The 22,627-nt window shown below is 63.1% G+C and carries 16 protein-coding genes; 4 read left to right on the top strand and 12 right to left on the bottom strand.

What is annotated here, in order from left to right:
- Position 1 precedes the first annotated feature (1 nt).
- The 12 genes from BTO02_RS01840 to BTO02_RS01785 form a co-directional block, all read right to left on the bottom strand.
- On the bottom strand, positions 2-1,279 hold the full coding sequence (locus BTO02_RS01840) for a sensor domain-containing phosphodiesterase (RefSeq protein WP_075155567.1): 1,278 nt from the start codon (positions 1,277-1,279) through the stop codon (positions 2-4).
- Between the two features lie 436 nt (positions 1,280-1,715).
- Positions 1,716-3,020 carry a solute carrier family 23 protein gene (locus tag BTO02_RS01835; RefSeq protein ID WP_075155566.1) on the bottom strand — a complete coding sequence of 435 codons (1,305 nt, stop codon included), beginning with the start codon at positions 3,018-3,020 and terminating at the stop codon, positions 1,716-1,718.
- Positions 3,021-3,476: 456 nt separating this feature from the next.
- A complete protein-coding gene (locus tag BTO02_RS01830; RefSeq protein WP_075155565.1) occupies positions 3,477-4,100 on the bottom strand; it encodes a DUF2239 family protein in 624 nt (207 codons plus the stop codon).
- 67 nt (positions 4,101-4,167) lie between these two features.
- Positions 4,168-9,213 (bottom strand): response regulator, encoded by a 5,046-nt coding sequence (locus tag BTO02_RS01825; RefSeq protein WP_075155564.1) that lies wholly within the window; start codon positions 9,211-9,213, stop codon positions 4,168-4,170.
- A 202-nt stretch (positions 9,214-9,415) separates the two neighbouring features.
- Positions 9,416-10,981, bottom strand: coding sequence for a response regulator (locus BTO02_RS01820; RefSeq protein WP_075155563.1), 1,566 nt, complete (start codon positions 10,979-10,981; stop codon positions 9,416-9,418).
- Positions 10,978-12,465, bottom strand: coding sequence for a sensor histidine kinase (locus BTO02_RS01815; RefSeq protein WP_075155562.1), 1,488 nt, complete (start codon positions 12,463-12,465; stop codon positions 10,978-10,980). Before BTO02_RS01815 ends, BTO02_RS01820 begins: the two co-directional genes overlap by 4 nt.
- Positions 12,431-13,654 (bottom strand): ATP-binding protein, encoded by a 1,224-nt coding sequence (locus BTO02_RS01810; protein ID WP_075155561.1) that lies wholly within the window; start codon positions 13,652-13,654, stop codon positions 12,431-12,433. Before BTO02_RS01810 ends, BTO02_RS01815 begins: the two co-directional genes overlap by 35 nt.
- A complete protein-coding gene (locus BTO02_RS01805; RefSeq protein ID WP_075155560.1) occupies positions 13,639-14,064 on the bottom strand; it encodes an anti-sigma regulatory factor in 426 nt (141 codons plus the stop codon). Before BTO02_RS01805 ends, BTO02_RS01810 begins: the two co-directional genes overlap by 16 nt.
- 17 nt (positions 14,065-14,081) lie before the next feature.
- Positions 14,082-14,438, bottom strand: a complete 357-nt coding sequence (locus BTO02_RS01800; RefSeq protein ID WP_075155559.1) for an STAS domain-containing protein — start codon at positions 14,436-14,438, stop codon at positions 14,082-14,084.
- Positions 14,439-14,449: 11 nt separating this feature from the next.
- Positions 14,450-15,313, bottom strand: a complete 864-nt coding sequence (locus tag BTO02_RS01795; RefSeq protein WP_075155558.1) for an STAS domain-containing protein — start codon at positions 15,311-15,313, stop codon at positions 14,450-14,452.
- Between the two features lie 269 nt (positions 15,314-15,582).
- Positions 15,583-17,307 (bottom strand): tannase/feruloyl esterase family alpha/beta hydrolase, encoded by a 1,725-nt coding sequence (locus BTO02_RS01790; protein WP_075158524.1) that lies wholly within the window; start codon positions 17,305-17,307, stop codon positions 15,583-15,585.
- 101 nt (positions 17,308-17,408) lie between these two features.
- On the bottom strand, positions 17,409-18,518 hold the full coding sequence (locus BTO02_RS01785; RefSeq protein ID WP_075155557.1) for an OpgC domain-containing protein: 1,110 nt from the start codon (positions 18,516-18,518) through the stop codon (positions 17,409-17,411).
- Positions 18,519-18,793: 275 nt separating this feature from the next.
- On the opposite strand from BTO02_RS01785, the gene BTO02_RS01780 reads away from it, so the two are divergent.
- The 4 genes from BTO02_RS01780 to BTO02_RS01765 all read left to right on the top strand — a co-directional run bounded on the left by BTO02_RS01780 (position 18,794) and on the right by BTO02_RS01765 (position 22,509).
- On the top strand, positions 18,794-19,015 hold the full coding sequence (locus BTO02_RS01780) for a hypothetical protein (RefSeq protein ID WP_156883730.1): 222 nt from the start codon (positions 18,794-18,796) through the stop codon (positions 19,013-19,015).
- 256 nt (positions 19,016-19,271) lie between these two features.
- Positions 19,272-19,514: a SymE family type I addiction module toxin gene (locus BTO02_RS01775; RefSeq protein ID WP_198039172.1), complete on the top strand. Its 243-nt coding sequence runs from the start codon at positions 19,272-19,274 to the stop codon at positions 19,512-19,514.
- Positions 19,515-20,188: 674 nt separating this feature from the next.
- Positions 20,189-20,524 (top strand): hypothetical protein, encoded by a 336-nt coding sequence (locus BTO02_RS01770; RefSeq protein WP_075155554.1) that lies wholly within the window; start codon positions 20,189-20,191, stop codon positions 20,522-20,524.
- 89 nt (positions 20,525-20,613) lie between these two features.
- Positions 20,614-22,509: an AIPR family protein gene (locus tag BTO02_RS01765; RefSeq protein WP_075155553.1), complete on the top strand. Its 1,896-nt coding sequence runs from the start codon at positions 20,614-20,616 to the stop codon at positions 22,507-22,509.
- Positions 22,510-22,627 lie beyond the last annotated feature (118 nt).

Genomic DNA, 22,627 nt, shown 5'->3' with positions numbered 1-22,627 from the left:
CTCAGAACCGCTCGTCGTCGGCCCAGTCGATATCGCCGCATAGCACACAGGTGCGATCGCCGATCTGCGTCGCGACCGACAACGTCACGCACGGAAGCGCTTCGTTGATCGACAGATACGGCTGCGTCACGTGCACGCGCCCGGGCTCGTCGATCGCAGTGCGAAAGTACGGGCGCCTGAGCCAGTTCGCGCCTTGCGCGTCGGTGAGCGGCAGAAAGCGCGTCTCGTACGACGCGCGATCGGCGCGCAGCACCACGTTGCGCCCCGACTGCCGCCCTTTCGCATCGATGACGTAGCAGCGCGCCGCATCGTCGAGCGCGAGGAAGTTCCAGCACACTTCGTCGAGCGGTTCGCCGGCCGCAAGCCGTTCGGCCGCGCGCTCGAACGCGCGCAGATACGGCGCGAGCCGGTTCGCGGCTTGCCGTTCGCGCGCGTCGGCGAGCGTCTGGTGACGTTCGCTCAGTTCGCCGATGCATGACGCCGCATGCACGCTATCGGCAATGCCCGGTGCCGGCCGCGCAAAAAAGAAGCCCTGCACGAAATCGACATTGCATGAGAGCGCCATATGCGCTTCATGCTCGGTCTCGACACCTTCGATCAGCACGAGCTTGCCCGCCTCATGCAGCAGCGAGACGAGGCCCGGCAGGATCGCCGCGACATCGGCACGATGCGCGGCCTGCGACAGCATGATCCGGTCGAGCTTCACGATGTCGGGGTTCAGCTGCCAGATGCGCTCGATATTCGAATGCCCGGCGCCGAAGTCGTCGAGCGCGATCAGAAAGCCGCGCTCGCGGAACTGGCGCACCGCATCGGCCAGATGCTCGACGTCTACGGCGCTTTGCTCGAGCACCTCGAGCACGATGCGCCGCGGCGACAGATCGAGCCGCCGCAGATTCGCGAGCAGCGACGCCGAATGGTAAGGATCGGTCAGCGCGCCCGGATGCACGTTCAGAAACAGCCATTCGCGCTCGGCGCCAAGCATGCGGAAGTTTTCCATATGCAGCACCTGCGCGAGCCGATCGACGTGCAGCACGTCGCCGACCCGCGCTGCTTCGCCGAATACATCGACCGGCGAAACAGGGCGATCGAATGCATCGTGTGCGCGCAGCAATCCTTCATAGCCGACCGCGCGCATATGCGAAAGGCTGAAGACCGGCTGGAATACGCTCGTCAACGTGAGCCCGCCGTGCTGCACCGAGAAGCGCTGCAAGCCCGAGCTCACGCTCAATTCGAAACCATGCGGCGCCGCGGCCGTTCTTTCCTGTTGCGCTGTGGACATGCGTTCCTCTCACGCGAGAGCGAAGCCGCATTCGTGACGATGATCGTGACGATGAATGCGATCCCGCGGACCCCGTGTCTGATGTGCGTGCGTCAAATGTGCATTAGCTGGTGCTGATCTAGCAAGCTCCATGCGCACGGTAGCGCACCTTCGCACGCCCTTCGTTGCGACGCTTGCACCGCTCGCAAGGTTTGCGCGGTCGATCTGGGGCGCGACGCACTGCGACGGTGCGTCGTCTGCGATTCGTAAAGAGGATGAAATCGTGGCCCGCGCGAAACACGCGCATGCATTCAGCTTAGACGCGCAAACGCGGGCGGCAACTAGGGTCTACAGAAGTTCGACGATCGGCCGTGCAGGAAACGCATACCTTCGGTGCGAAGCGCTCTTAAGAAAAGCGCTTTCGCGCGGCGCTCCGACGCATGCCGCCGACGAAAGCTCAGACCACCGGTTCCTGCGCAGGCTTACGGCGCAACAGCGCATAGAGAATGATCGCGCCGAACGTTGCGGTGCCGATGCCGCCGAGACCGAATGCGCCGATCTTCAGCGAGAAGTCGCCGGCGCCGAGCACGAGCGTGACCGCGGCAACGATCAGATTACGGTTATCGGAGAAGTCGACCTTGTTGACGACCCAGATGCGCGCGCCGGTCACCGCAATCAGACCGAATACAACGATCGACACGCCGCCGAGCACAGGCCCAGGAATCGTCTGAATCACTGCGCCAAATTTAGGCGAGAAGCCGAGGACGAGTGCGATCACGGCGGCCATCACGAACACGAGCGTCGAGTAGATCTTCGTCACCGCCATCACGCCGATGTTTTCCGCATAGGTGGTTACGCCCGTGCCGCCCGCGAAACCGGACACCACGGTCGCAAAGCCGTCGCCGATAAAGGCGCGGCCGATATAGCGGTCGAGGTTTTGCCCCGTCATCGCGGCCACCGCCTTGATATGGCCGAGATTCTCCGCGACCAGGATGACCGCGACCGGCGCGAGCAGCGCCATTGCATGCGCATCGAACACGGGCGCCGTGAAGCGCGGCATGCCCCACCACGGCGCGTACGCGACGATCGAAAAATCGATCGGCGTGCCCATGCCCATTCCGTTCGCAACGACCGCGTAGATCGCATAGGCGATCAGCAGCCCGACGAGAATCAGCAGCCGCTGCACCATGCCATGCGCGAACACCGCGACCGCGCCGACGCAGACGACCGTCACGAGCGCCATCCACGAATCGAAGGCGGTCGAACTGACACTCTTCACGGCGATCGGTGCGAGATTGAGACCGATCACCGCAACGATCGAGCCGGTCACGACCGGCGGCATCAGCGTTTCGATCCATGCAGTGCCCAACGCCGCGACGACGGCGCCGATGATCATATAAACGATGCCGCACGCAATGATCCCGCCGAGCGCAAGCGGCACGTTCGGATTCGGACCATGCCCCACATAGCCCGTGACCGCGATCACGAGCGCGATAAACGAGAAACTCGAGCCGAGATAGCTGGGCACGCGGCCGCCCGTGACGACGAAGAACCACAGCGTGCCGATACCCGACATGAAAATGCACAGATTGGGATCGAAGCCCATCAGCAGCGGCGCGAGCACCGTCGAGCCGAACATCGCGACGACGTGCTGAATACCCATTGCGACCATTTGCGGCAATGGCAGCCGCTCGTCGGTGGCGATGACACGGCCTTCGCTTCGTAGCTGAAGGCGCCAGCGGGGAAAGTAGGAATCGGCCATTGCGGGGGGTTCTCCTCTGTACGGCGTGAACGTTGATCTGGTTATTGGTTCGTTGTTCGCTGGTTATCGCTTATGCATCGATCGGCCGCGCGGGATTGCTGCGATGCGCGGCTGTACCAGGCGCGAGTGTACGGAGAGGCAATTCCACTGACAAGGCAAGTAACCCCATCTTGCAGGGCCGCGGACTAAGCGTTAAGGCAGGAACCTTCGCAGGCGCCCGCTTGGCGAGCGACCGCGATCGAGATTCTTTGGGACTAGTCTGATTATCGGCATCGGGGTGCGTCGCTACACTGCTTTGGCTGCGCGACCCCATGAGAAGCGTAAGCGATGTTGTAACTCTCCGACTTTCCGCTCGCACTCCCCGGTGCGAGCGGTTTTTTTTGCGCGCTTTTTGTCACGCGTCTGGTCGCGCTCTTCGTCGGCTCCGCTCCGTCGCGCATTTCTTCACGCGTTTTGTCACGTTACTTCGCAGAACGCAGCAGCCGCGAGCCTCGCCGCATGTTCGCGAATGTCGCCGGGCCAGCCGGCGATCATCCGCTCGAAGCGCGCGCGGTCGTTTGCATAGAGCGCGCGCGTCGCCTCCTCGTAGTCCGGCAGATTGCCGCCCATCGCGGTCATAAAACGGTAGGCCGCTTCCTGCGCGAGACGCACGCGTTGCTTGTCGGCGCCCGCGAGGCGCGCCGCGTCGACGAGCTTTCTCAGTGCGACCGATGCGCCGCCCGGCTGCGCATTGAGCCACTCCCAATGACGCGGCAGCAACGTGACCTCGCGTGCGACCACGCCGAGCTTCGGGCGGCCGCGGCTGCGCGCCGCAGCGGGTTCGTCATCCTGCCCGGCCGTACCGGCCGCGCCGGCGCCGTTCGCGCCCGCGTCGGCAAGCCGCGCCAGCACGTCGTCGACGCCGCCACGCAGATCGAATTCGATTGGGCGGCTCGTCGCATCGTCGAATACGAGAATCGGCTCGCCGCCGGCGCGGTCGTGCGCGCGCTTGACCGCGGCCGCGACGTCGCGAAGCGTGCCGGTCGCGATCCGCCGGACGCCTTCGAACGCGGTGCAGGATGAGGGGGTGTGAAAGGTCATATCGAGCGCCTCTTCAATGAACGATGAGTTGCCCGAATTCTACCCGGGTATAAATAACAACGCAATATTACCCGGATAAATTTCGCGAATTCGGTGCCACACACGCATGCAGTGCGTTGATCAGGTCGAGCGGATCGTACGGCTTGCGCAGATGCTGCGCGTTGCCGAGCGTCGCCTGCTGATCGGGCGCGAGTTCGACCGGATATCCGCTCGCGAAGATCACGCGCACATGCGGTTGACGCCGCGTCGCCTCGAGCGCGAGGTCGACACCCGAATGAGCGCCAAGCCCGACATCGGTGAGCAGCACGTCGACCGGCTGCGTGGCGATCACCTGTTGCGCGTCGTCGTGGCCGCCCGCTTCGAAAATATCGAGTCCGAACGTGCGCAGGACTTCGGCGGTACTCGCGCGCACCAGTTCGTCGTCTTCGACAAACAGAATCCGCAGCCCGCGCACCGCGTCGAAGGTTTCGTTGCGATTGCGGTCGACGAGCGCCACGGTCTGCGAATCTTCGGCCTGCAGCGTCAAGCCGATCGGGCCGCTCGCGCTTTGCACGCGCAGCGTGTGGCGGATCTTGCGCGCGAGCGCTTCGTGCGTGTACGGCTTGCTCAGCAGTTCGACGCCTTCGTCGAGCCGGCCCGCATGCACGATCGCGTTGTCCGTATAGCCGGAGGTGAACAGCACCGCGATGGCGGGCTGCCGCTCGCGCGCCTTGCGCGCAAGCTCGGTGCTGCGCAGCGGCCCCGGCATCACGACGTCGGTGAACAGCAGATCGATCGGGACGCCGCTTTCGACGATCGCCAGCGCGCTTTGCGCATCCTTCGCGCGCAACACGCGATAGCCGAGACTCGACAGCATGTCGACGACGGTCGTGCGCACGTCCTCGTCGTCTTCGACCACGAGGATCGTCTCGGCGCCGCCCTTCGACGACCCCGGGTCGACTTCCGTTTCGAGGTCCTCCTCCTGGCGCACGCGCGGCAGATAGAGGCGGATCGTCGTGCCATGCCCCGGCTCGCTGTAGATCTTCACATGCCCGCCCGACTGCTTGACGAAGCCGTACACCATGCTGAGTCCGAGGCCCGTGCCCTGGCCTTCGCGCTTGGTCGTGAAGAACGGTTCGAACACATGCGCCTGCACCTCGGGCGTCATCCCGCTACCGGTATCGGTCACGGCGACCATCACGTATTGCCCCGGCTGCACGTCGGCATTGCGCTGCGCGTATGCGTCGTCGAGCGCGGCATTGCCCGCTTCGATCGTGAGCTTGCCCTGGCCGTTCATCGCGTCGCGCGCGTTGATGGCGAGATTGAGCAGCGCGTTTTCGACCTGGAACGGATCGACGAGCGTATTCCAGAGCCCGCCCGACACGATCGTCTCGATCTCGATGCCGTCGCCGAGCGCACGGCGCAGCATATCGTCGAGGCCGCGCACGAAGCGCCCGAGATTGACCACTTTTGGCGCGAGCGGCTGGCGCCGGCCGAAGGCGAGCAGTTGCGCGGCGAGCTTCGCGCCGCGCGCGACGCCGGCGAGCGCATTGCGCACGCGTTGCGCGGCGCGCTCGGAACCGGCGACGTCTTCGGCAAGCAGTTGCAAATTGCCGCCGACCACCTGCAGCAGGTTGTTGAAGTCGTGCGCGACGCCGCCCGTCAGCTTGCCGATCGCTTCCATCTTCTGCGCGAAACGCAGCGCCTCTTCCGCATGGCGCAGCGCCTCCTGCGTTTCGCGATCGGCAGTGACGTCGCGGCCGACGCCGTGAATGCGCTCGGTATGCGGGTCGAGCGCGAGCGTCCACGCAATCCAGCACCAGCTGCCGTCGCTGCGCCGCAGCCGGTTTTCGTCACGCACCGGCACGCCGGTCACGCGCAGGTCGTGGATGCGCGCGTTGACGGCTTCGCGGTCGTCCGGATGAATCAGGTCGAAATACGACTGCGACGTCAGCGCCCATCCTGGATGGCCGAGCACGCGCGTCCATGACGGGCTCACGCGCTGCAGCGAGCCGTCGAGGGCCGCCACGACGAGCAGGTCTTCGCTCAGCTCCCACAGGCGGTCGCGGTCCGCGACTGCTTCGGCGACGCGCGCTTCGAGCGTTTCGTTGAGGTTGTGCAGCGCGGCCTGTGCTTTCGAGCGCGCCGCAATCTCGTCCTGCGCGGCGCGATAAAGCCGCGCGTTGTCGATCGCACTGGCCGCCTGCGCGGCGATGCCCGCGAGAAACCGCTCCGAACGCGCCGTGAACACGCCCGGTTCCGGGTGGCCGAAGAACAGGCCGCCGAGCACTTCGCCAGTGCGAGAAACGACCGGCGCCGCGAGATAGCTCGTCACCTTCAGATGGCCCGGCGGCATGCCGCGGTGCGGGTCGTTCCTGCCGTAACGCGGGTCTTTCGTGATGTCGTCGGAACGCACGATGCCTTCGCCATTGAAGGTCGGCCCGAACACGGCCGTATTGCGCGGCATCGGAAACTTCGAGAACGTGTCTTTCGGCACGCCCGACAGCGTATAGAGCGTATAGCGGCCGCCGTCTTCGTCCTCGACGTTGTAGAAGAACGAGCCGAACGCGGCGCCCGTCAGCTCGGTCGCCGCATCGGTGACGACCTGCACCGCGCGGTTCAGGTCGAGTTCCGCCGCGACCGCGGTGCCGATGCGGTTCAGGATTTCGAGCGTGCGCGTTTCGTCGGCCAGACGCTGCCGCGTCTCGCGGCGCAGCCGGGCGAGCTGAAGATTGCCGGCCACGCGCGCGAGCAGTTCGCGCGCGGAAAACGGCTTCGTCAGATAGTCGTCGGCACCCGATTCGAGGCCGCCGACCTTCGCTTCCTCGCCCGCGCGCGCCGAAAGCAGCAGCACCGGCGTTTCGCCGAGTTGCGGATCGGCGCGCAGCTCGCGCAACAGGCGGAAGCCGTCGAGGCGCGGCATCATGACATCCGACACGACGAGATCGGGCGGCGTGGCGTGGATGGCCTCGAGCGCGCTAATGCCGTCGTCGGCAACGCGCACGTCGTGGCCCGCCGCGCTCAGAATGCGCCGCATGTAATCGCGCAGGTCCGCGTTGTCGTCGACCACGAGCACGCGTGCGGGCCGGTCATCGGCCGGCGCCGCCGCCGTCGCCGTGCCGTCGAGCGCCTCGGCGGCGACGCGCCATGCGTTGTCGGCGTTGGCGTCGGTATCGATGTCCGCGTCGGCGTCCGTGTCGGTGTCCGTGTCGGTGTCCGCGTCGGTGTTCGTATCGATGTCCGCATCGACATCCGGGCCGGCGCCGAAGGGAGCCGTGGCCGCGCCGTCGGGCATCCAGCGCAGCGCCGCGTCGACATACGATTGCGCCTGCCTGCTCGTCGTAGCAGGCGCCGGCTGCCCGTTTCGCTCGGGCGGTGCGGCAGCGACGGCACTGTCGGCCGGTAGCGCGATCGTGAAGCACGAACCGACGCCGACCGTGCTGTCGACCCGAATCTCGCCGCCGTGCAGACGCACGAGCTCCTGCACGAGCGCGAGACCGATGCCGCTACCTTCGACCGAGCGGCCCGCCGCCCCTTCGACGCGATGAAAGCGCTCGAAAAGACGCGGCAGCTCGTGCTCGGGAATGCCGATGCCGGTATCCGACACGCACACCTCGATGGTGTCGCCGTCGGCCGGCCTCACGCTGACGGTGATCGTGCCCGACAGCGTGAACTTGAACGCGTTCGACAGCAGGTTCAGCACGATCTTTTCCCACATGTCGCGGTCGATATCGACGAGCCGCGGCGACGCCGCGCAGTCGATCACGAGCGACATGCCGGCCGATTCGATCGCCGAGCGGAACAGCGACGCGAGTTCGGCCGTGAACGCCGCGATATCTGTAGGCTCGCGACGAATCTGAATGCGGCCCGCCTCGAGCCGCGAGAAATCGAGCAGCGCATTGACGAGCTTCAGCAAGCGCAGGCTGTTGCGATGCGTGACTTCGACGAGCTCGCGCCTGTCGCTCGCGCCCGCTTCCGGGTCCGCGAGCAGTTCCTCGAGCGGCCCCAGCATCAGCGTGAGCGGCGTGCGGAATTCGTGACTGATGTTCGAGAAAAACGTCGTCTTCGCGCGATCGATTTCGGCGAGCGCTTCGGCGCGCCGGCGCTCTTCCTCGTAGGCATGCGCATAGCCGATCGCGCCGCCGATCTGCCGCGCAGCCAGGTTCAGAAACGCGCGATAGCGATCGTCGAACAGGCGAAACGGGTTGAGCCCGACAATCAATACGCCGCCGCGGCCGCGTTCGCCGCTTGGCTGCACGGGCAGCACGGCCGCCTGCGCCGGCGGCTGCGACCATGGGCCGGCCGGTAGCGTTGGGCCGAACCGCTCGGCCAGATCGCTGACCACCTCGACCGTCTGGCGGCGCTGCACCTCGGCGAACGGCCACAGCGCGTGCTCGCCCGCCTGCATCGAGACGGGCGCGGCCGGGTGGCCGGGCGCGATGCCGCATGTGCCCGTCAGCGTGACGCTGTCGCTGCCGGCTTCGCCTGAATAGAACATCGCAAACGGGATGTCGCGCGAATCGGTCGCGAGCGCGCGCATGCCCGATTCGCATGCCTCGAGCCAGGTGCGCGCTTCGGTCGTCAACGCGCCGATCTCGCGCAACAAGGCGAGCTGCCTTTCGCCGATCACGCGCGCCGTTTCGTCGCTGTTCGCGCAGATGATGCCGCCGGTGCTGCCGTCGTCGTCGGGCACCGGACTGTACGAGAACGTGTAGTACGTTTCCTCGGGGTAGCCGTTGCGCTCCATGATCAACAGCTTCTGCTCGACGTACGTACCTTCGACGCCCGTCAGCGCCGTGTCGAGCAGCGGGCTGATGTCCTGCCAGATTTCGCGCCAGACGGCCGACGTCGGCTGACCGAGCGCGACCGGATGCTTGCCGCCGATGATCGACTTGTACGGGTCGTTGTAGAAGAACAGCAGGTCGGGGCCCCAGCCGACCCAGATCGGCTGGCGCGACGTCAGCATGATGCGGATCGCGGTCTTGAGGCCTTGCGGCCAGCGATCGGGCGGACCGAGCGACGTCTTCGACCAGTCGTGCGCGGCGATCAACGCGCCCATCTCGCCGCCGCCGCGCAGAAATGCCGGAGCCTCGCCGCCTGGCGGCGCGCCCGCCATCGAGTTGTCCGCTTTCATCAACGCCTTCTCCTGACCTCGCTGTGCTGTGTGTTACCGGCGCAGAGCCCGCAATAGACGTCGCCTCCAGACCTGTCCCGAAACGTCCGCGCCGGCGGCCTGCTTGCGCGAACGTGTCGTCTCCCGTTGTCCAGCGGTTCGTCCGACCGCTCATTGAGCCACTCATCGGCCGCACATCGACCTTCGGGCTCTCGAGGGCCGCTTATTCCGCTGCGTCTGTCGGCAATTCGACGCCCGGATTGCGCGGCTGCCCGTTTCCGCTATCGGTCGCGATCACGCGTTCGACGTCTTCGAGCGACGCCGGCTTGACGAGGTGATGATCGAAGCCGGCCGCGCGCGTACGCTGCCGGTCGCTTTCCTGTCCGTAACCGGTCAGCGCGATCAGCAGCGCGCCTGCTGTCTCCGGCTGCAGGCGCAAGGCGCGCGCCACCTGATAGCCGTCGAGATCGGGCAGGCCGATATCGAGAATCACGACCTCCGGTTTGAACTCGGGCGCAGCCGACAACGCGGACGCACCGTCGTAGACGACGCGCACCTCGTGACCCAGCATTTCGAGCAGCACCGACATCGATTCGGCGCCGTCGACACTGTCGTCGACGATCATCACGCGCCGCTTCGACGGCGGCGTCTGCGTGGCCGCCGCCTGCCGCGTCGCCGCCGCAGCCGCGTATTCGGGCGACATCGCGAGCGGCAACAGCACGACGAATTCGCAGCCTTTGCCGAGACCCTCCGAGCGCGCTTCGATCGTGCCGCCGTGCAGTTCGGTCAACGTGCGCGCGAGCGACAGCCCGATGCCGAGGCCGCCCTCCGAGCGTGCGAGCGAGTCGGCCGACTGCATGAACAGGTTGAACACCTCGCCGAGTTCCGCAGGCGGAATGCCGATGCCGTTGTCGGCCACGCGGATGGCAATCGAGCCTTCGACGACTTGCACCTCGAGTTCGATCGTGCCGCCATCGGGCGTGTACTTCGCCGCGTTCGACAGCAGATTGGCGATGACCTGCGCGACGCGGATCGAATCGCCGCGAATCACGCACGGCAATTCGGGCATCTTCACGCTCAGCGTGTGATGCTTGCGCTCGATCGCGGGCTGATTCGTTTCGACCGCCGTCGCCACGGCCGATGCGATATCGACGGTTTCCATGCGCAGCGCGATCTTGCCGTGCGTAATGCGCGACACATCGAGCAGATCGTCGACGAGCCGGCTCAGATGCTCGACCTGGCGGCGCGCGATCATGCGCGCATCGCGTACGACGGCCTCGGCCGCGTGATATTTGGGGTCCATCAGTTCGACCGCGTTGCGGATCGGCGCGAGCGGGTTGCGCAGCTCGTGCGCGAGCGTCGCGAGAAACTGATCCTTGCGGCGGTCCGCGTCGCGCAGCGCCTCTTCGGCGCGATGCAGCCGCAACAGCGCACGCACGTTCGCGACGAGTTCGGCCGGCTCGATCGGTTCGGTCAGGTAACTATCGGCGCCGCCGTCGAGCGCGCGGACCTTGTCGAGCGACTGCACCGCCGCGGCCGACGTTTGCAGCACGAGCGTCGAGCGGGTCTGCGGATCGCGCTTGATGCGCGAGCACACTTCGATGCCGTTGATGTCGGGCAGCTTCACGTCGAGCAGCACGAGCGCCGGGCGGCGCGCGCGCACCTGGTCGAGCGCGGCCTGCCCGCCCGCCGCTTCGATCACCTCGAAACCGGCGTGCACGAGCACGCGCGTTTTCGCGTAGCGCGCGCCGTCGTTGTCGTCGACATTCAGAATCAGCGGACCGGTCATGCGCCGTCTCCGCGCGCCGCGACTTCGGCGTCGGCATCGACCGCGCCGGCCCGATCGGCGCCGTTCGATGCGGCGAGCTGCGCCGCCGCGTCGCTCGCGGGCACGAGCCGCATCGGCAGCGTCGCATAGAAAGTCGAGCCGACGCCGAACCTGCTCTCGACGCCCACATAGCCGCCGAGCAGCGCCGCGAGCTTGCGGCACAGCGGCAAGCCGAGGCCGGTGCCTTTCACGCGTTGCTGCAAATGGCTTTGCACTTGCCCGAATTCCTCGAAAATCACTTGCTGATGCTCCTCCGCTATGCCGATGCCCGTATCGGCGACGGTAAACGTGATGTGCTCGCCGTCCGGCTCGGCGCGCGCGCCCACGCGTATCTCGCCGCGCTCGGTAAATTTGAGCGCGTTGGAGACGAAATTACGCAGGATTTGCGTGAGTTTTGCTTCGTCGGTGAAGATCGCCGGCAGTCCTTCCGTGTCCTCGAAAATCAGCCGCACCGCCGGGTCCGTCAGAAGCGGCGTGAGCATCGTGCGCAGCGCCGCGAAGAGTCCGGACGGCTTGAACGACACCGGCAGCACATCGGTTCTGCCCGCCTCGATCTTCGCGAGATCGAGCAGGTCGTTGACGATCTCGGTCAGGTCTTCGGCCGATTTGCGAATCAGTAGCACTTGACGTTCCTGCTCCTCGGTCAGCTCGCCGTCGAGCCGGTTCAGAAGCAGATTCGACAGCGCGCGGATCGAGCTCAGCGGCGTGCGCAGCTCGTGGCTCATATTCGACAGGAAGCGCGTTTTCATCGTGTCCGCGCGGCGCAGTTCGTCGGCGCGCTCGTCGAGTTCGGCGTACAGCGCGACGACGCCGCGGTTCGTTGCTTCGAGCTCCTGCGTCAGCCGCGTCAGTTCTTCCTGGCGGTCGCGCAGTTCGGTCAGCGTCGACAGCAGTTCGCGGTTCTGCTGCTGCACCTCCTCGAGCGATTCGTGCGCGTGCGGCGATCTCGCACTCGCGCTTGCGCCCGGCCGCGCCAGATCCAGCATCAGATTTCTGACGATCGCATCGAGCTGCGCCGGTGCGAGGTCGGCACGATCGGCCGGCAGCACGCGCGCCATCGACACCGTCGTGCCCGTTTGCGGCGACGATTCGATCGTGCAGCGATCCATCAGGCGGCGGCTGCCCGCGATGCCGCGGCCCATGCCGGTCGGCGAACGGTAGGTGCCGTCGAGCACGGATTCGAGATCGCGGATGCCGGGCCCACGATCGCGCACGTCGATCAGAAACGCTTGCGGCTTCGCGCTCGCGTCGAACGCGAAAATCACTTCACCCCCGCCCGCATACTCGAACGCATTGCGCGCGATTTCGGATACCGCGCTTGCGATGCGCGTCTGATCGAGCGGCGTAAAACCGAGGCCGGCCGCGATCGCGCGCGCCCGGCGGCGCGCGGCGACCACGTCCTCTTCGGCCTCAAGCCGGATTCGCAGTATCTGCTGGGCTGCCATGCGTGAAATGTACCCCTTGGTCTGCTTTGACTACTACTACGGTCGCATCGTCGCGGCGGCGCGCGAAGTCGCGATACAGCACCGCCGCGATCATCACCGAAGGCTGCAGTTGCAGGCCCGGATAAGCGGACAGATCCCAGCGCGTGCCGATGCCGTCCGAATGCAGGATCAGCATCGCATTGCGCGTCCACGGCACTTCGAATTCCTGCGCATCGCGCATCGTGTGCCCGACGATGCCGTTGCGCGACGTGAGCTGCCAGATTCGACGCTCGCTGTCGCGCTCGCTTGGCGAGGAGGCGTTCGTCGGTATCTGCCCGAACTGTCCCGAGACGAGCGCCGGACGGCTCGCGCCCGAGACCGCGGCGGCGATGTTGCCGGTGCCGGCGAACGACAGGACCGAGCGGGCGAGATCGAGGCGCGCAATCGCGACCGCCGCGCCGCGCGTCGAACGCAGCGCATCGTGCGCGTACTGCATGAGCGCCGCCGGCGGCCGGCCCGCGCGGCGATGCACGGCCGCGATCGCCCCCGCGGAGGCGACATACGCATCGGGTCCGTGCCCGAGGCCATCCGCCACCGTCACCGTCAAACCGTGCTGATCGGGTTCGACACCCCACGCATCGCCGCATACGTGTTCGCCCGGATACGGCACGCACACACCGCCGATATCGGTACCCGACGCGGGCCGATCGGTACCCCCGAACGCGGTGCGCGCATCGGCGAGATTCACAGCGGCTCCCGGCCCCGCCCCGCGCACGATTGCGCGCACGACCGTGCCGAGCCCGGGCTGCGAATAGATCGACATCGCGTCGGACAGCCGGCGGATCGCGCCGAGCCCGGTGCCGGACGTGCCGGCCGTCGAGCGGCCGTCGTCGAAGGCGCGGCGCACATCGGCGATGCCAGGGCCGCGGTCGATCGCGAGCACCTCGATGCCGCCCGCCGCACTGCGCGCGCCGCCCGCTGGCGCCTGCGGCGGCAGCTCGCGCACGAGCACTTCGCCGTGCTGCGCGTGCTTCAGGATATTGGTGGTCGCTTCGGTGACGATCAGTGCGAGCCGCCCCGCGTCGGTCTCGTCGAGCCCGCACTTGCGCGCGGCATCGCTCGCGCCGCGGCGCGCAAATGCCACGCCGCTTGCGTCGGCGATTTCGAACGACGCATGCATCCCGCGCAAACCGCTTAACGATGTTTCCATTTCGTGATCGTGACCGTCGTGCCCTTGCCCGGCGCGGACTGGATGTCGAACTCGTCGGACAGGCGCCGTGCGCCGCCGAGCCCGAGGCCGAGGCCCGAACCGCTCGTAAAACCGTCGCGCAGCGCCCGCTCGATGTCGGGAATGCCGGCTCCCTGGTCGATAAAGCTGATGCGCAGCCCTTTGCGCGCGCCGTTCATGAGCACGCTCAGTTGTGCGTCGCCACCCCCGCCGTAAATCAGCGTGTTGCGTGCCAGTTCGCTCGCAGCGGTGACGAACTTCGTCTGATCGACCAGGGAGAAGCCTTGTGCGATCGCCTGGTCGCGCACGATCTGCCGCAGCCGGACGATTTCCTGATCCGAGCGCAAGCCGACCTCCATTGCCGATAACACCGTGACGCCGGTTAAATCCATATATAAGGCTTCCGTCGTCAACGGCGCCGCTGCTGCAGCAGCGCCATGCCGCGCTCGACATTGAGCGCCGTACGCACGCCGGTCAGCGTGAGACCCAGTTCGACGAGCGTGATCGCCACCGAAGGCTGCATGCCGACGACCACCGTCTGCGCATCGAGCACGGTCGCCATCGCCGCGGTGTTGCTGATCATCCGGCCGATGAATGAATCGACGATATCGAGTGCCGAAATGTCGATCAGCACGCCCTTAGCGCGATCCTTGACGATGCGCGCGGTCAGGTCGTCCTGCAGGGCGATCGCGAGGCGGTCATGCATATCGACCTGAATCGCGACGATCAGGCAGTCGCCCATCCGCAAAATCGGAATACGGTCCATGTCGGGCCGCCTCAGCTTTCGCCGCGCGCGGCGATGCTCGAGCCGCTGCGCTGCAGCGCGATGACGAAGGCATCGGCAAGCGTCGATTTCGTGGTGACGTTCGTGAGATCGACGCCAAGGTGCACGATGGTCTGCGCGATTTGCGGGCGAATGCCGCTGATGATGCAATCGGCGCCCATGAGCCGCGCGGCCGCGACGGTCTTCAACAGATGCTGCGCGACAAGCGTATCGACGGTCGGCACGCCGGTGATGTCGATAATGGCGATCGAGGCGCCGGTATCGACGATTTTCTGCAGCAGGCTTTCCATCACGACCTGGGTGCGCGCCGAATCGAGCGTGCCGATCAGCGGCAGGGCAAGAATGCCTTCCCACAGCTCGACGACCGGCGTCGACAGTTCGAGCAGCTCTTCCTGCTGACGAATAATGATGGCCTCGCGGCTGCGCTGGAACACTTCGGTGGTGAAGAGGCCGAGTGCGTCGAGCAACTGGTTCACGGCCCAGCTCGTTTCCGCGAGTTCCAGTGCGTTATCGCGCAACTCGTCGCGCAAACGCGTATAGAGCGGCTGCTTCAGCGAAAACACGAAGGTTGCGGTTTCAGCCGGCGTGAACCCCTGGCGCGCGCGATGCGCGGACATCTCCGAGAGAAACGTACGCACGGGCTCCCATTCGGGACGGCTCGCATCCAGCGTATCCGCGCTCGAAAGCGTATCGACGAATATGTTCAGGAAATTGCGGAACTGATCCGACATATCCGCTTCGGTCGTCAGGCCGCGACGCAGCGCGATGGACAAATGCTGGTTCAGCCAGTCGGTCAACAGCGTGTCGCGGTGCCGCGTCAGCACTTCAATCAATGCGGCGCCTTTCGATTGGTTCATGGATTCTCCGGTGAAGGACGACAAGTAAGTATTGCTTGATTTACTTTCGCGCAAATCGTTTGCGCGCACTTTATAGGGCAACATTACCGAATGGCATTGCCGTGACAGCCTTATGCAGCAAGCGATTGCGCGAGCAACCAATATTACACAGTGCCGCGCCGGTTGAGCATGAAACGGTTATGCAGCTACGCGCGAATCAACACGTAAAAGGGTGATTGCAGCGATAAACGATCCGCTATTCGAGTGGCTGCGTTTTAGTGCGAGGGCGTTTAAGTCGGCGAGCAGATGAAACTGCTCGCGCGATTCATATCGCCTTTGCCGACGTAGCGCGGAAAGAGCGGATAGCGGCACAGCGGCCGCGTGCGGCCGTTGGTGGCGGCGGCGATATCGGTGGCGGTCAGCGTTTCGGGTGCGACGCCGTGCGTGACCCACGCGTCGAGCGCCGTAAGCAGATCGACGGACGGCACGAACACGCCGCTACCGTGTTGATAGCCGGGCACCATATAGAGCCGCATGAACGAATCGACGCTCGCTTGCCCAAAGCGCGCCACGAGCGCATCGCGATACGCGATGGTCTGGTTCGGGCTGATCACTTCGTCGGCGAGACCTTGCAGCGTGATCAGCTTGCCGCCGCGCGCGATATAGCGCGACAGGTCGGTGTTCATCGCGCCGATCGTCTCCGACAGCTCGACGAGTTGCGACTGATAACGCCCCGGATGCAGCACGTCGAAGGTCAGCGAATCGTATGCCGCGTCCTGCGTGACGAAGTAGCGCAGATAGCCGTCGCCTTGCGTGAACAGATAGCCGTTCGTTGCAAACGTCGGCGACCGCTCGCGTGCGGCGTCGCGTCCGAGCCCGAGGCCGCCTGTCAGGCGGGTGCCCTGAAAGACGTTGTAGCCATGGTAGCCGCTGACGTCCCATGCGAGGTGATACGGCAGCGTCAAGCCGTCGCGCAGCGCGAAGAGCGTCGCGAGCTGCGTGTTGGTCAGACAATTGTCGTCTTGCGGCGTCTTCGAGGCGATGCCGGCGGGTCTGCCTGACCTCGCGGATCTGCAGCGCAGCGCGTCGACGATTTCGGCCTCGCGTTTGCGGCACGCGGGCACGTCGCTGACGATGCCGTCCGCCGCGCCGTCGAGTTTGTCGCACATCGCCATCGACCGCTCGTAGACGCGTTCGAGCAGCGTCGGCGGCACGTAGCCGCCCGGCGTCGCGTACTCCGCTTCGCCGACCTTGATGCCGATGAGCCGCACGCCGGTGAAGTTCAGCGCGGGGGAATCGGCAATCACGCCGTCGTAGTCGTCGGGGTAGCGCTGCATGACGGTGTAGCCTTCGCGGCCCCCGGTCGAGCCGCCGGCGAAGTAGATCCGGTCGGGGGCGCGTCCATAGGCGAGCCGGATCAGCGCGAGCGCGGCATCGTGGGTCTTTTTCAGATGCGCGTAGCCGAAGTTGATCACCGCTTCGTCGATCAGGCCGAACACTGCGAGCGACGAATTGCCCACGTGTCCCGAATCGTCGCCGAATGTCGCGTATCCGAGCGCGAGCGGCGCGTGCTCGGGCGAAAACGGCATCGTGCCGAGGCCGCTCACGACGACGCCGTTGTATCCGCCGCCGCCGAGCTGCAGCGCGCGGCCGTTCCAGTTGCGCGGCAGATTCAGGTCGAAGCGGATATCGGGCGTCGCGGATTTCAGCGCCTTGATGCTGCCGGTAATGCGGCAATAGTCGCCGGCTTCGTTGCCTGCGGCGCTTGCGGGAATCAGCGTCGCGGAATCGATATGGACGCCGTTGGTCGGCAAGCCGATCGCTTTCGGCGGCAGCGAGAGATTGGTCAGCGTCGAGCAGTGCAGCTTCGATGCGGGTGGAATCGCAGCGGAGGGCGCGGGTGGAACGAGCGGTTGTTGCGCTGCGCATCCTTGCATGCCCGACACGAATAACAGCAGCGATGCGAAGCCGCGCGCGCAGATACGCGCGGCGCGAAGATGAACGGCGGCATGCATTACGGCACGAGTTTCGGCACGGACTTCGGCACGAGTGTAGGCATCGACTTCGGCACGAGCGGGCGAGCGCGCCGCGTGAAGCGTGGCCGGATGCCCGCGCGTCACACGTCGGCTCCGCGCACCGCTGGGCGCCTCGAATGGCGGCGGTTCGACCAGTCGCGCCACAGACGCGCGAGCATCAGCACCGCAATGATCGCGACGAGGTCGCCGGCAAGCGCCGCGAGGCCGTGCGCGACGCCGTGCAATGCACGCGGCGTCGCCGTATCGACGACGAGCGAAATCACGGTGCCGCCGACGAAGCAGACGAGCCCCAATTGCCCGACATTGACGATGCCGGGCAAACGCTGCGCGAGTTGCGCAATGTAACCGTTTCGCACGAGCCAGACTGCAAGCCAGCCAATCGCAAGGAAATTGATCACGCGTTCAACCGATAGAGTTTGCTTCAGATGACCGGGCAGCGGCTGCGTGAGGATAAACAGCTTGACGATCGCAAAGCCGACGGCGGCAGCCAGCGCGACGCGCGTCAGCCACCGTCCCGCACGCGATCCGACGAAATCGTCGCCCACGGGCTGCACCCGACACAGGATACCGAGCACGAACATCAATTGCCATGCAAACGGATTGAAAGCCCAATCGGCGACATCGTCGATACGCAGCAACGCCGCGAGCGGCCGCGCCGCAAGCCAGACCGCGATGCTCAGCGCAAGCGCCGAAGCCGCCGAGCGCCGCGCGAGCGGCACCATGAAAGGCACGGTCAACGGAAATAGAACATACATCGGCAGCACGCTCGACAGATACGGCTGCTGGCGCAGCACCGCGATATCGAACGCCGCGCGCAGCGGCGCCGCCGAGAACGACGGCCAGCCTGTCATGTCGACCATGGGCCGGTTCAAATGGAAAAGCGCGAGCACGGCGCCCGACAGCAAGGTGAGTACCGCCGTCAGCAGATACGCGCGGTAGATTTCGAAACCGCGCTTGAAAAAGCGCGTGCGCGCGGCGTTGAGGCCGCGCTTCTCGAGCACCGCATCGTAGGCGGCTGCGGACGCGTAGCCGCCGAGACACACGAACACCTCGGCGGAATCGCATAACGCATATGAGTGCAGCATTAAATGCGACAGCACGCTGCCGGGTATGTGATCGAGAACGATGACAATCAGTACGACGCCACGAAAGAAGTCCACTTCGATCGAGCGTCCTCGGCGGGGGGGCATGGGAAGTCTCGGGGGAGTGTCGCGGGTTACAAGGAAAAGCGCGAAGCGTGCATGTGAGGCTAAACCGATTCGTAACTGGCTGCAGGCGAGCGCGACGTCGGCTGACAGAATGAAATCTCCGCGCGCGTCGTGCGCGCGAGCTGATGGCCGCGACGGGTGCGTTTGAAAGTTGGCGCCGATGCGTGCGCGGGAAGGTGCGGGTGAAACGGCGAACGAAGTTGTGACTTGCTTCGCGAAATTCGGGTTGCTTGGCGAGGGCGTTTTCGCGCGAAGTCGTGAAGAAGAATCGGTTTACCGAAGAGCAGATGGTCGCGATCCTGCGGGAGGCGGACAAGGCCCCGATTGCCGTCTTCACGCTGGTAGCTCTTAGCGGATTCTCGTCGATGGCTCGAACTTTTTCCGAGCGGCCAGTTCGGAACGGACTGGATGGACAACGTTTGACAGTGCGCGGCGTGGCGTGGCGTGGCGTGGCGCTAATCGCTAAGGCTAACGAATGAAGATTTGGAGAGATGTTGTCCTAGTTATTCAAACGTCTTGAGCAGAACATTCGGATCCTTCCCATCTTCGGTAGCTGGTTTGCATTATCCAAAACTATCAAGGAAAATTGATTGGATCGCTAATTAATTCGAACGTAGTCCCGGCAAGGGATGAACTTCGCGATAAGAGAGGACAGGAAGGAGAAGAAGCGCGGGCCGAATGGGGGGCAACCCAAACGACCCGCTAACCACAACCAACTCATTTAGGGAGTTGACCATGGCTGAACGCAATCATAAAACAGAGAACGGAAATTCGGTTCGCTACTTGACCGTGTCGAAACTACGCCAGCCGTTTAATCGGCCTAAGCATTGGCCGTCCTGGAAGAGCAGCTACGAGGACTATCCGCCCGTGCCCTGGATTCGTCTTTCGGGGCGCTGGCTGAATGAGGCGGGGTTTGATATTTCTGGGAAAGTTCGGGTGGAAGTGGAGAAGGGGAAGCTTGTTATAACGCCCGCTTGATTTAGAGAGATAGGGCCGGGGAGGCAGGCTCTCCGGTCCGCAGTGATGCTACGTTGACCGTCACCTTGGCATGTTCCACTACTGGGATTGGATCCGCCGTTCACGAATTCGTGGTGAGCGCCCGCTTGTCGGTCCGCCTAGGCAAGCTCGTCGCAGTCTGCTCAATGACAACCTTCGCGCTCGCGAAATGCAGTGACACCAATGGAGACACTCAAAGGTCGTCGGGCGGTGTTGCGACGGTGGTGAGCAATGGGCACTCCGGCCAAGCCTGCGCTAACGTGGGCAAGTCCGTGATGGAAGGTCGAAACCCTTTACTCAGTCTCGGAAACGCAAGCGATAGCGCAACAGTTGGATTTGTCCCCGTACTTCCGGACACCATCTCACACTAAGGTCGATGAATCGGTTCTGCGTCGGAACTCGCGCGGCGAGCGATATTTCAGCGCGCAATGCCCATGAATCACCCCGTCAGTTCGTTTTAGTTGGTTCGCACGATGCTGGTTCGATTAGGGTATGTTAATCAGGTATATCGAACCAAGGACGGACGGTTCGCGAAAGGCATACCCGAAAGGCACCGGTCGAGCCTCGTTTTGCCGTGACTAGATCGGGACCGATTCGTCATGTCACAGCAACTGCCGTCGCGATAAGATTGTGCGCACCAACATATAGGGGAGACCATGACCGACGCGACCCTCGAACAATTCGACCGCGCAATGCGAGGCATCTACGATGCGGCGCTTAGATTGAACCCACCGTATCGCGCGAACCTTTTCCTGCGCATGGTGAACGAGCATGGCGGCAAGGAAGCCGCCAACCGGCTGCTGGCAACCCGCAATCCATCCGAGGGCTTCACACAACTGTTCCTCAGGGGCCTGGAAAACCTTTGCCTCAGCGTCGAATATCTTGTCCTTCAAAAGCCGTGGCGTGATCTGTTTACAGCAGAACAGCTTGCGGTTGCAAGGAAACGATTGATTGACGTCCAGTGCCCACTGCCAGCGGACGATCAAGCCTGAGCTGACAGAGGGATTCCGCGAACTTCTCGGACGGTCAGCGTTATAGCGGCGCCTCCCGAGTTGCTATCAACCCAAAAAGAGAATCAACAATGAGTGAAGAGTTGACGTTTGATGCCTTTGAAAAGGAATGGCTTACTGAGATTCGGGCGGGCGCACCAAGTACCGTCGAGCTTGGCAATCGATTTTCCCGCAAGCTCGTGACGCAATGGCTAGAAATTGCGGAGGATAGCGATTCGCCCGACGACATCTGCTATTGCGACGGCGCTGGCGACGGCGGAATCGATATCGCTTGTTTGCAACGCAGCGACGATTCTGACGATTCTGCCGACAACGGGGATGTTTGGTATCTCGTTCAAAGCAAATACGGTTCTGCATTTTCTGGAACTAGCACTTTATTAAATGAAGCGCAGAAGCTTATTGACACTCTCGACGGGAAGCGAAATAACCTTTCCTCATTGTCGGCGGGACTAGTCGAAAGACTTCAAACCTTCCGAAAACAGTGTTCAAGTAAGGATAAGTTGGTATTGGTATTCGCCACGCAGCGCCCGTTATCTGAAAGCGAGCGGCAAGCCGTGGAAGACATTCGAGCAATGGGGAAGAATCGACTCGGCGCAAGTTTTGAAACTGAAGCCATCAGCCTCGAAACGATCTATCACAGAACGCTAGACGAATTGAGTCACGTCAAGAAAACCCAAGCACGAATAACAGCGCACCTCGTCCCATCCGGGGAGGAAATGCTTGTCGGTTCCGTCGGACTAATGCAATTATTCGATTTTCTGAAGTCTTATAAATCCGCGAGTGGCGATCTTGATCTGTTATACGAAAAAAATGTAAGAAGATTCCTTGGAAACAGAAGAAAAGTCAACAAAGGTATTGAAGAAACCATACTTAAAAAACCTGAGCGTTTTGGCCTTTACAATAATGGCATAACAATCGTAGTTGAGGAATTCCAGAAACTTCCGAACAACATTGAATACGAGCTAACTGAACCATTCGTAGTCAATGGTTGCCAGACCACGCGAACCATATGGGAGGTGCTTTACAAGAAGCTCGAAGCGGGTGGAACTGGATTGGACGATGAATTAGAAAAGTGGAAGAAAAATCTTGGTAAGGGCATTGTAGTAGTCAAGATCGTAAAGGTCGGCACAACGGGTGAGGAGTTACTTACCGAAACCACAAGGTATACTAATAGTCAAAATGCAGTAAGTGAAAAAGACTTTCTTGCCCTTGAAAGTGATTTTCAAAAATGGTCGAAAAATATGGCGACCAAATATAATGTTTTCCTAGAAATACAGCGTGGAGGATGGGATTCCCAGAAGGCCTACCAAAAGCAAAATCCGTCCACCAAGTCATTCTCGGAGTACGTGAACGCTTTCGATTTGCTAAAAGTCTACGGCGCAGCTTGGCTTGGTGAAGCTGGAATTTCTTATGGGAAAAACCCGCCTTTTGCGCCGGGTGGCACCCTATTCCACCGAATTGTAAATCAAGATGATTTCGGATTAGATGATCTATATGCGGCTTACCGTCTTTACAAGGCGGGAAATCGCTTTAAATTTGGCAGAGGAGCAGAAGTTCAACAGCGTGGGCAGACTAGGCATTTATTCTATATGCTGGCAACGGAACTATTGAAAGACTGCTTGATCGCGGCCGACATTCAAATCACAAACAAGAATATTACGTCTGGATTTACCAAACTTTTTATGCACAGCGACAGCACCGCCCTGGAGGCACTTCTTGATTTTTCCGTTTCGATAGCTGACGACTATTTGACGCCCGGCCATGAATACTCAATTTTCAAAGAACCCACCTTCCTCGAAAAAGGCAGCGATCTAAATAGTTTCCTAAAGTGGGATCAACTTGGTAAAAGTAACCAGTCCACACCGCTGCTGCTAAACTTGGTTTCCCAATACAAGATCGCAATGAAAGGTGGCATTGGGGGGCAACCCAAATACCGGGATATAGTAAAAGATATAATTTCCGCGTAATTTCACCCGATCCCCCGAATCTCGTTGACCTTCGGGGGTCGCAGCGGCAGAGGCGCACGATATCGTCGGCACACGCACCAAGTCACGGGAAGCCCGATGTCGTCCGGAAAGCAGATGC

Origin of the sequence: Paraburkholderia sp. SOS3 (assembly GCF_001922345.1) — a bacterium.
Classification (GTDB): domain Bacteria; phylum Pseudomonadota; class Gammaproteobacteria; order Burkholderiales; family Burkholderiaceae; genus Paraburkholderia.
This window is presented reverse-complemented; position numbering and strand designations above follow the sequence as displayed.

Excerpts from the sequence above, each read along its gene's own strand:
- BTO02_RS01805 (WP_075155560.1), bottom strand. The coding sequence starts at position 14,064 with ATGGATTTAACCGGCGTCACGGTGTTATCGGCAATGGAGGTCGGCTTG.
- BTO02_RS01765 (WP_075155553.1), top strand. The coding sequence starts at position 20,614 with ATGAGTGAAGAGTTGACGTTTGATGCCTTTGAAAAGGAATGGCTTACT.
- BTO02_RS01835 (WP_075155566.1), bottom strand. The coding sequence starts at position 3,020 with ATGGCCGATTCCTACTTTCCCCGCTGGCGCCTTCAGCTACGAAGCGAA.
- BTO02_RS01815 (WP_075155562.1), bottom strand. The coding sequence starts at position 12,465 with ATGGCAGCCCAGCAGATACTGCGAATCCGGCTTGAGGCCGAAGAGGAC.
- BTO02_RS01820 (WP_075155563.1), bottom strand. The coding sequence starts at position 10,981 with ATGACCGGTCCGCTGATTCTGAATGTCGACGACAACGACGGCGCGCGC.
- BTO02_RS01800 (WP_075155559.1), bottom strand. The coding sequence starts at position 14,438 with ATGGACCGTATTCCGATTTTGCGGATGGGCGACTGCCTGATCGTCGCG.
- BTO02_RS01790 (WP_075158524.1), bottom strand. The coding sequence starts at position 17,307 with ATGCATGCCGCCGTTCATCTTCGCGCCGCGCGTATCTGCGCGCGCGGC.
- BTO02_RS01775 (WP_198039172.1), top strand. The coding sequence starts at position 19,272 with ATGGCTGAACGCAATCATAAAACAGAGAACGGAAATTCGGTTCGCTAC.
- BTO02_RS01840 (WP_075155567.1), bottom strand. The coding sequence starts at position 1,279 with ATGTCCACAGCGCAACAGGAAAGAACGGCCGCGGCGCCGCATGGTTTC.
- BTO02_RS01785 (WP_075155557.1), bottom strand. The coding sequence starts at position 18,518 with ATGCCCCCCCGCCGAGGACGCTCGATCGAAGTGGACTTCTTTCGTGGC.
- BTO02_RS01770 (WP_075155554.1), top strand. The coding sequence starts at position 20,189 with ATGACCGACGCGACCCTCGAACAATTCGACCGCGCAATGCGAGGCATC.
- BTO02_RS01825 (WP_075155564.1), bottom strand. The coding sequence starts at position 9,213 with ATGAAAGCGGACAACTCGATGGCGGGCGCGCCGCCAGGCGGCGAGGCT.
- BTO02_RS01830 (WP_075155565.1), bottom strand. The coding sequence starts at position 4,100 with ATGACCTTTCACACCCCCTCATCCTGCACCGCGTTCGAAGGCGTCCGG.
- BTO02_RS01795 (WP_075155558.1), bottom strand. The coding sequence starts at position 15,313 with ATGAACCAATCGAAAGGCGCCGCATTGATTGAAGTGCTGACGCGGCAC.
- BTO02_RS01810 (WP_075155561.1), bottom strand. The coding sequence starts at position 13,654 with ATGGAAACATCGTTAAGCGGTTTGCGCGGGATGCATGCGTCGTTCGAA.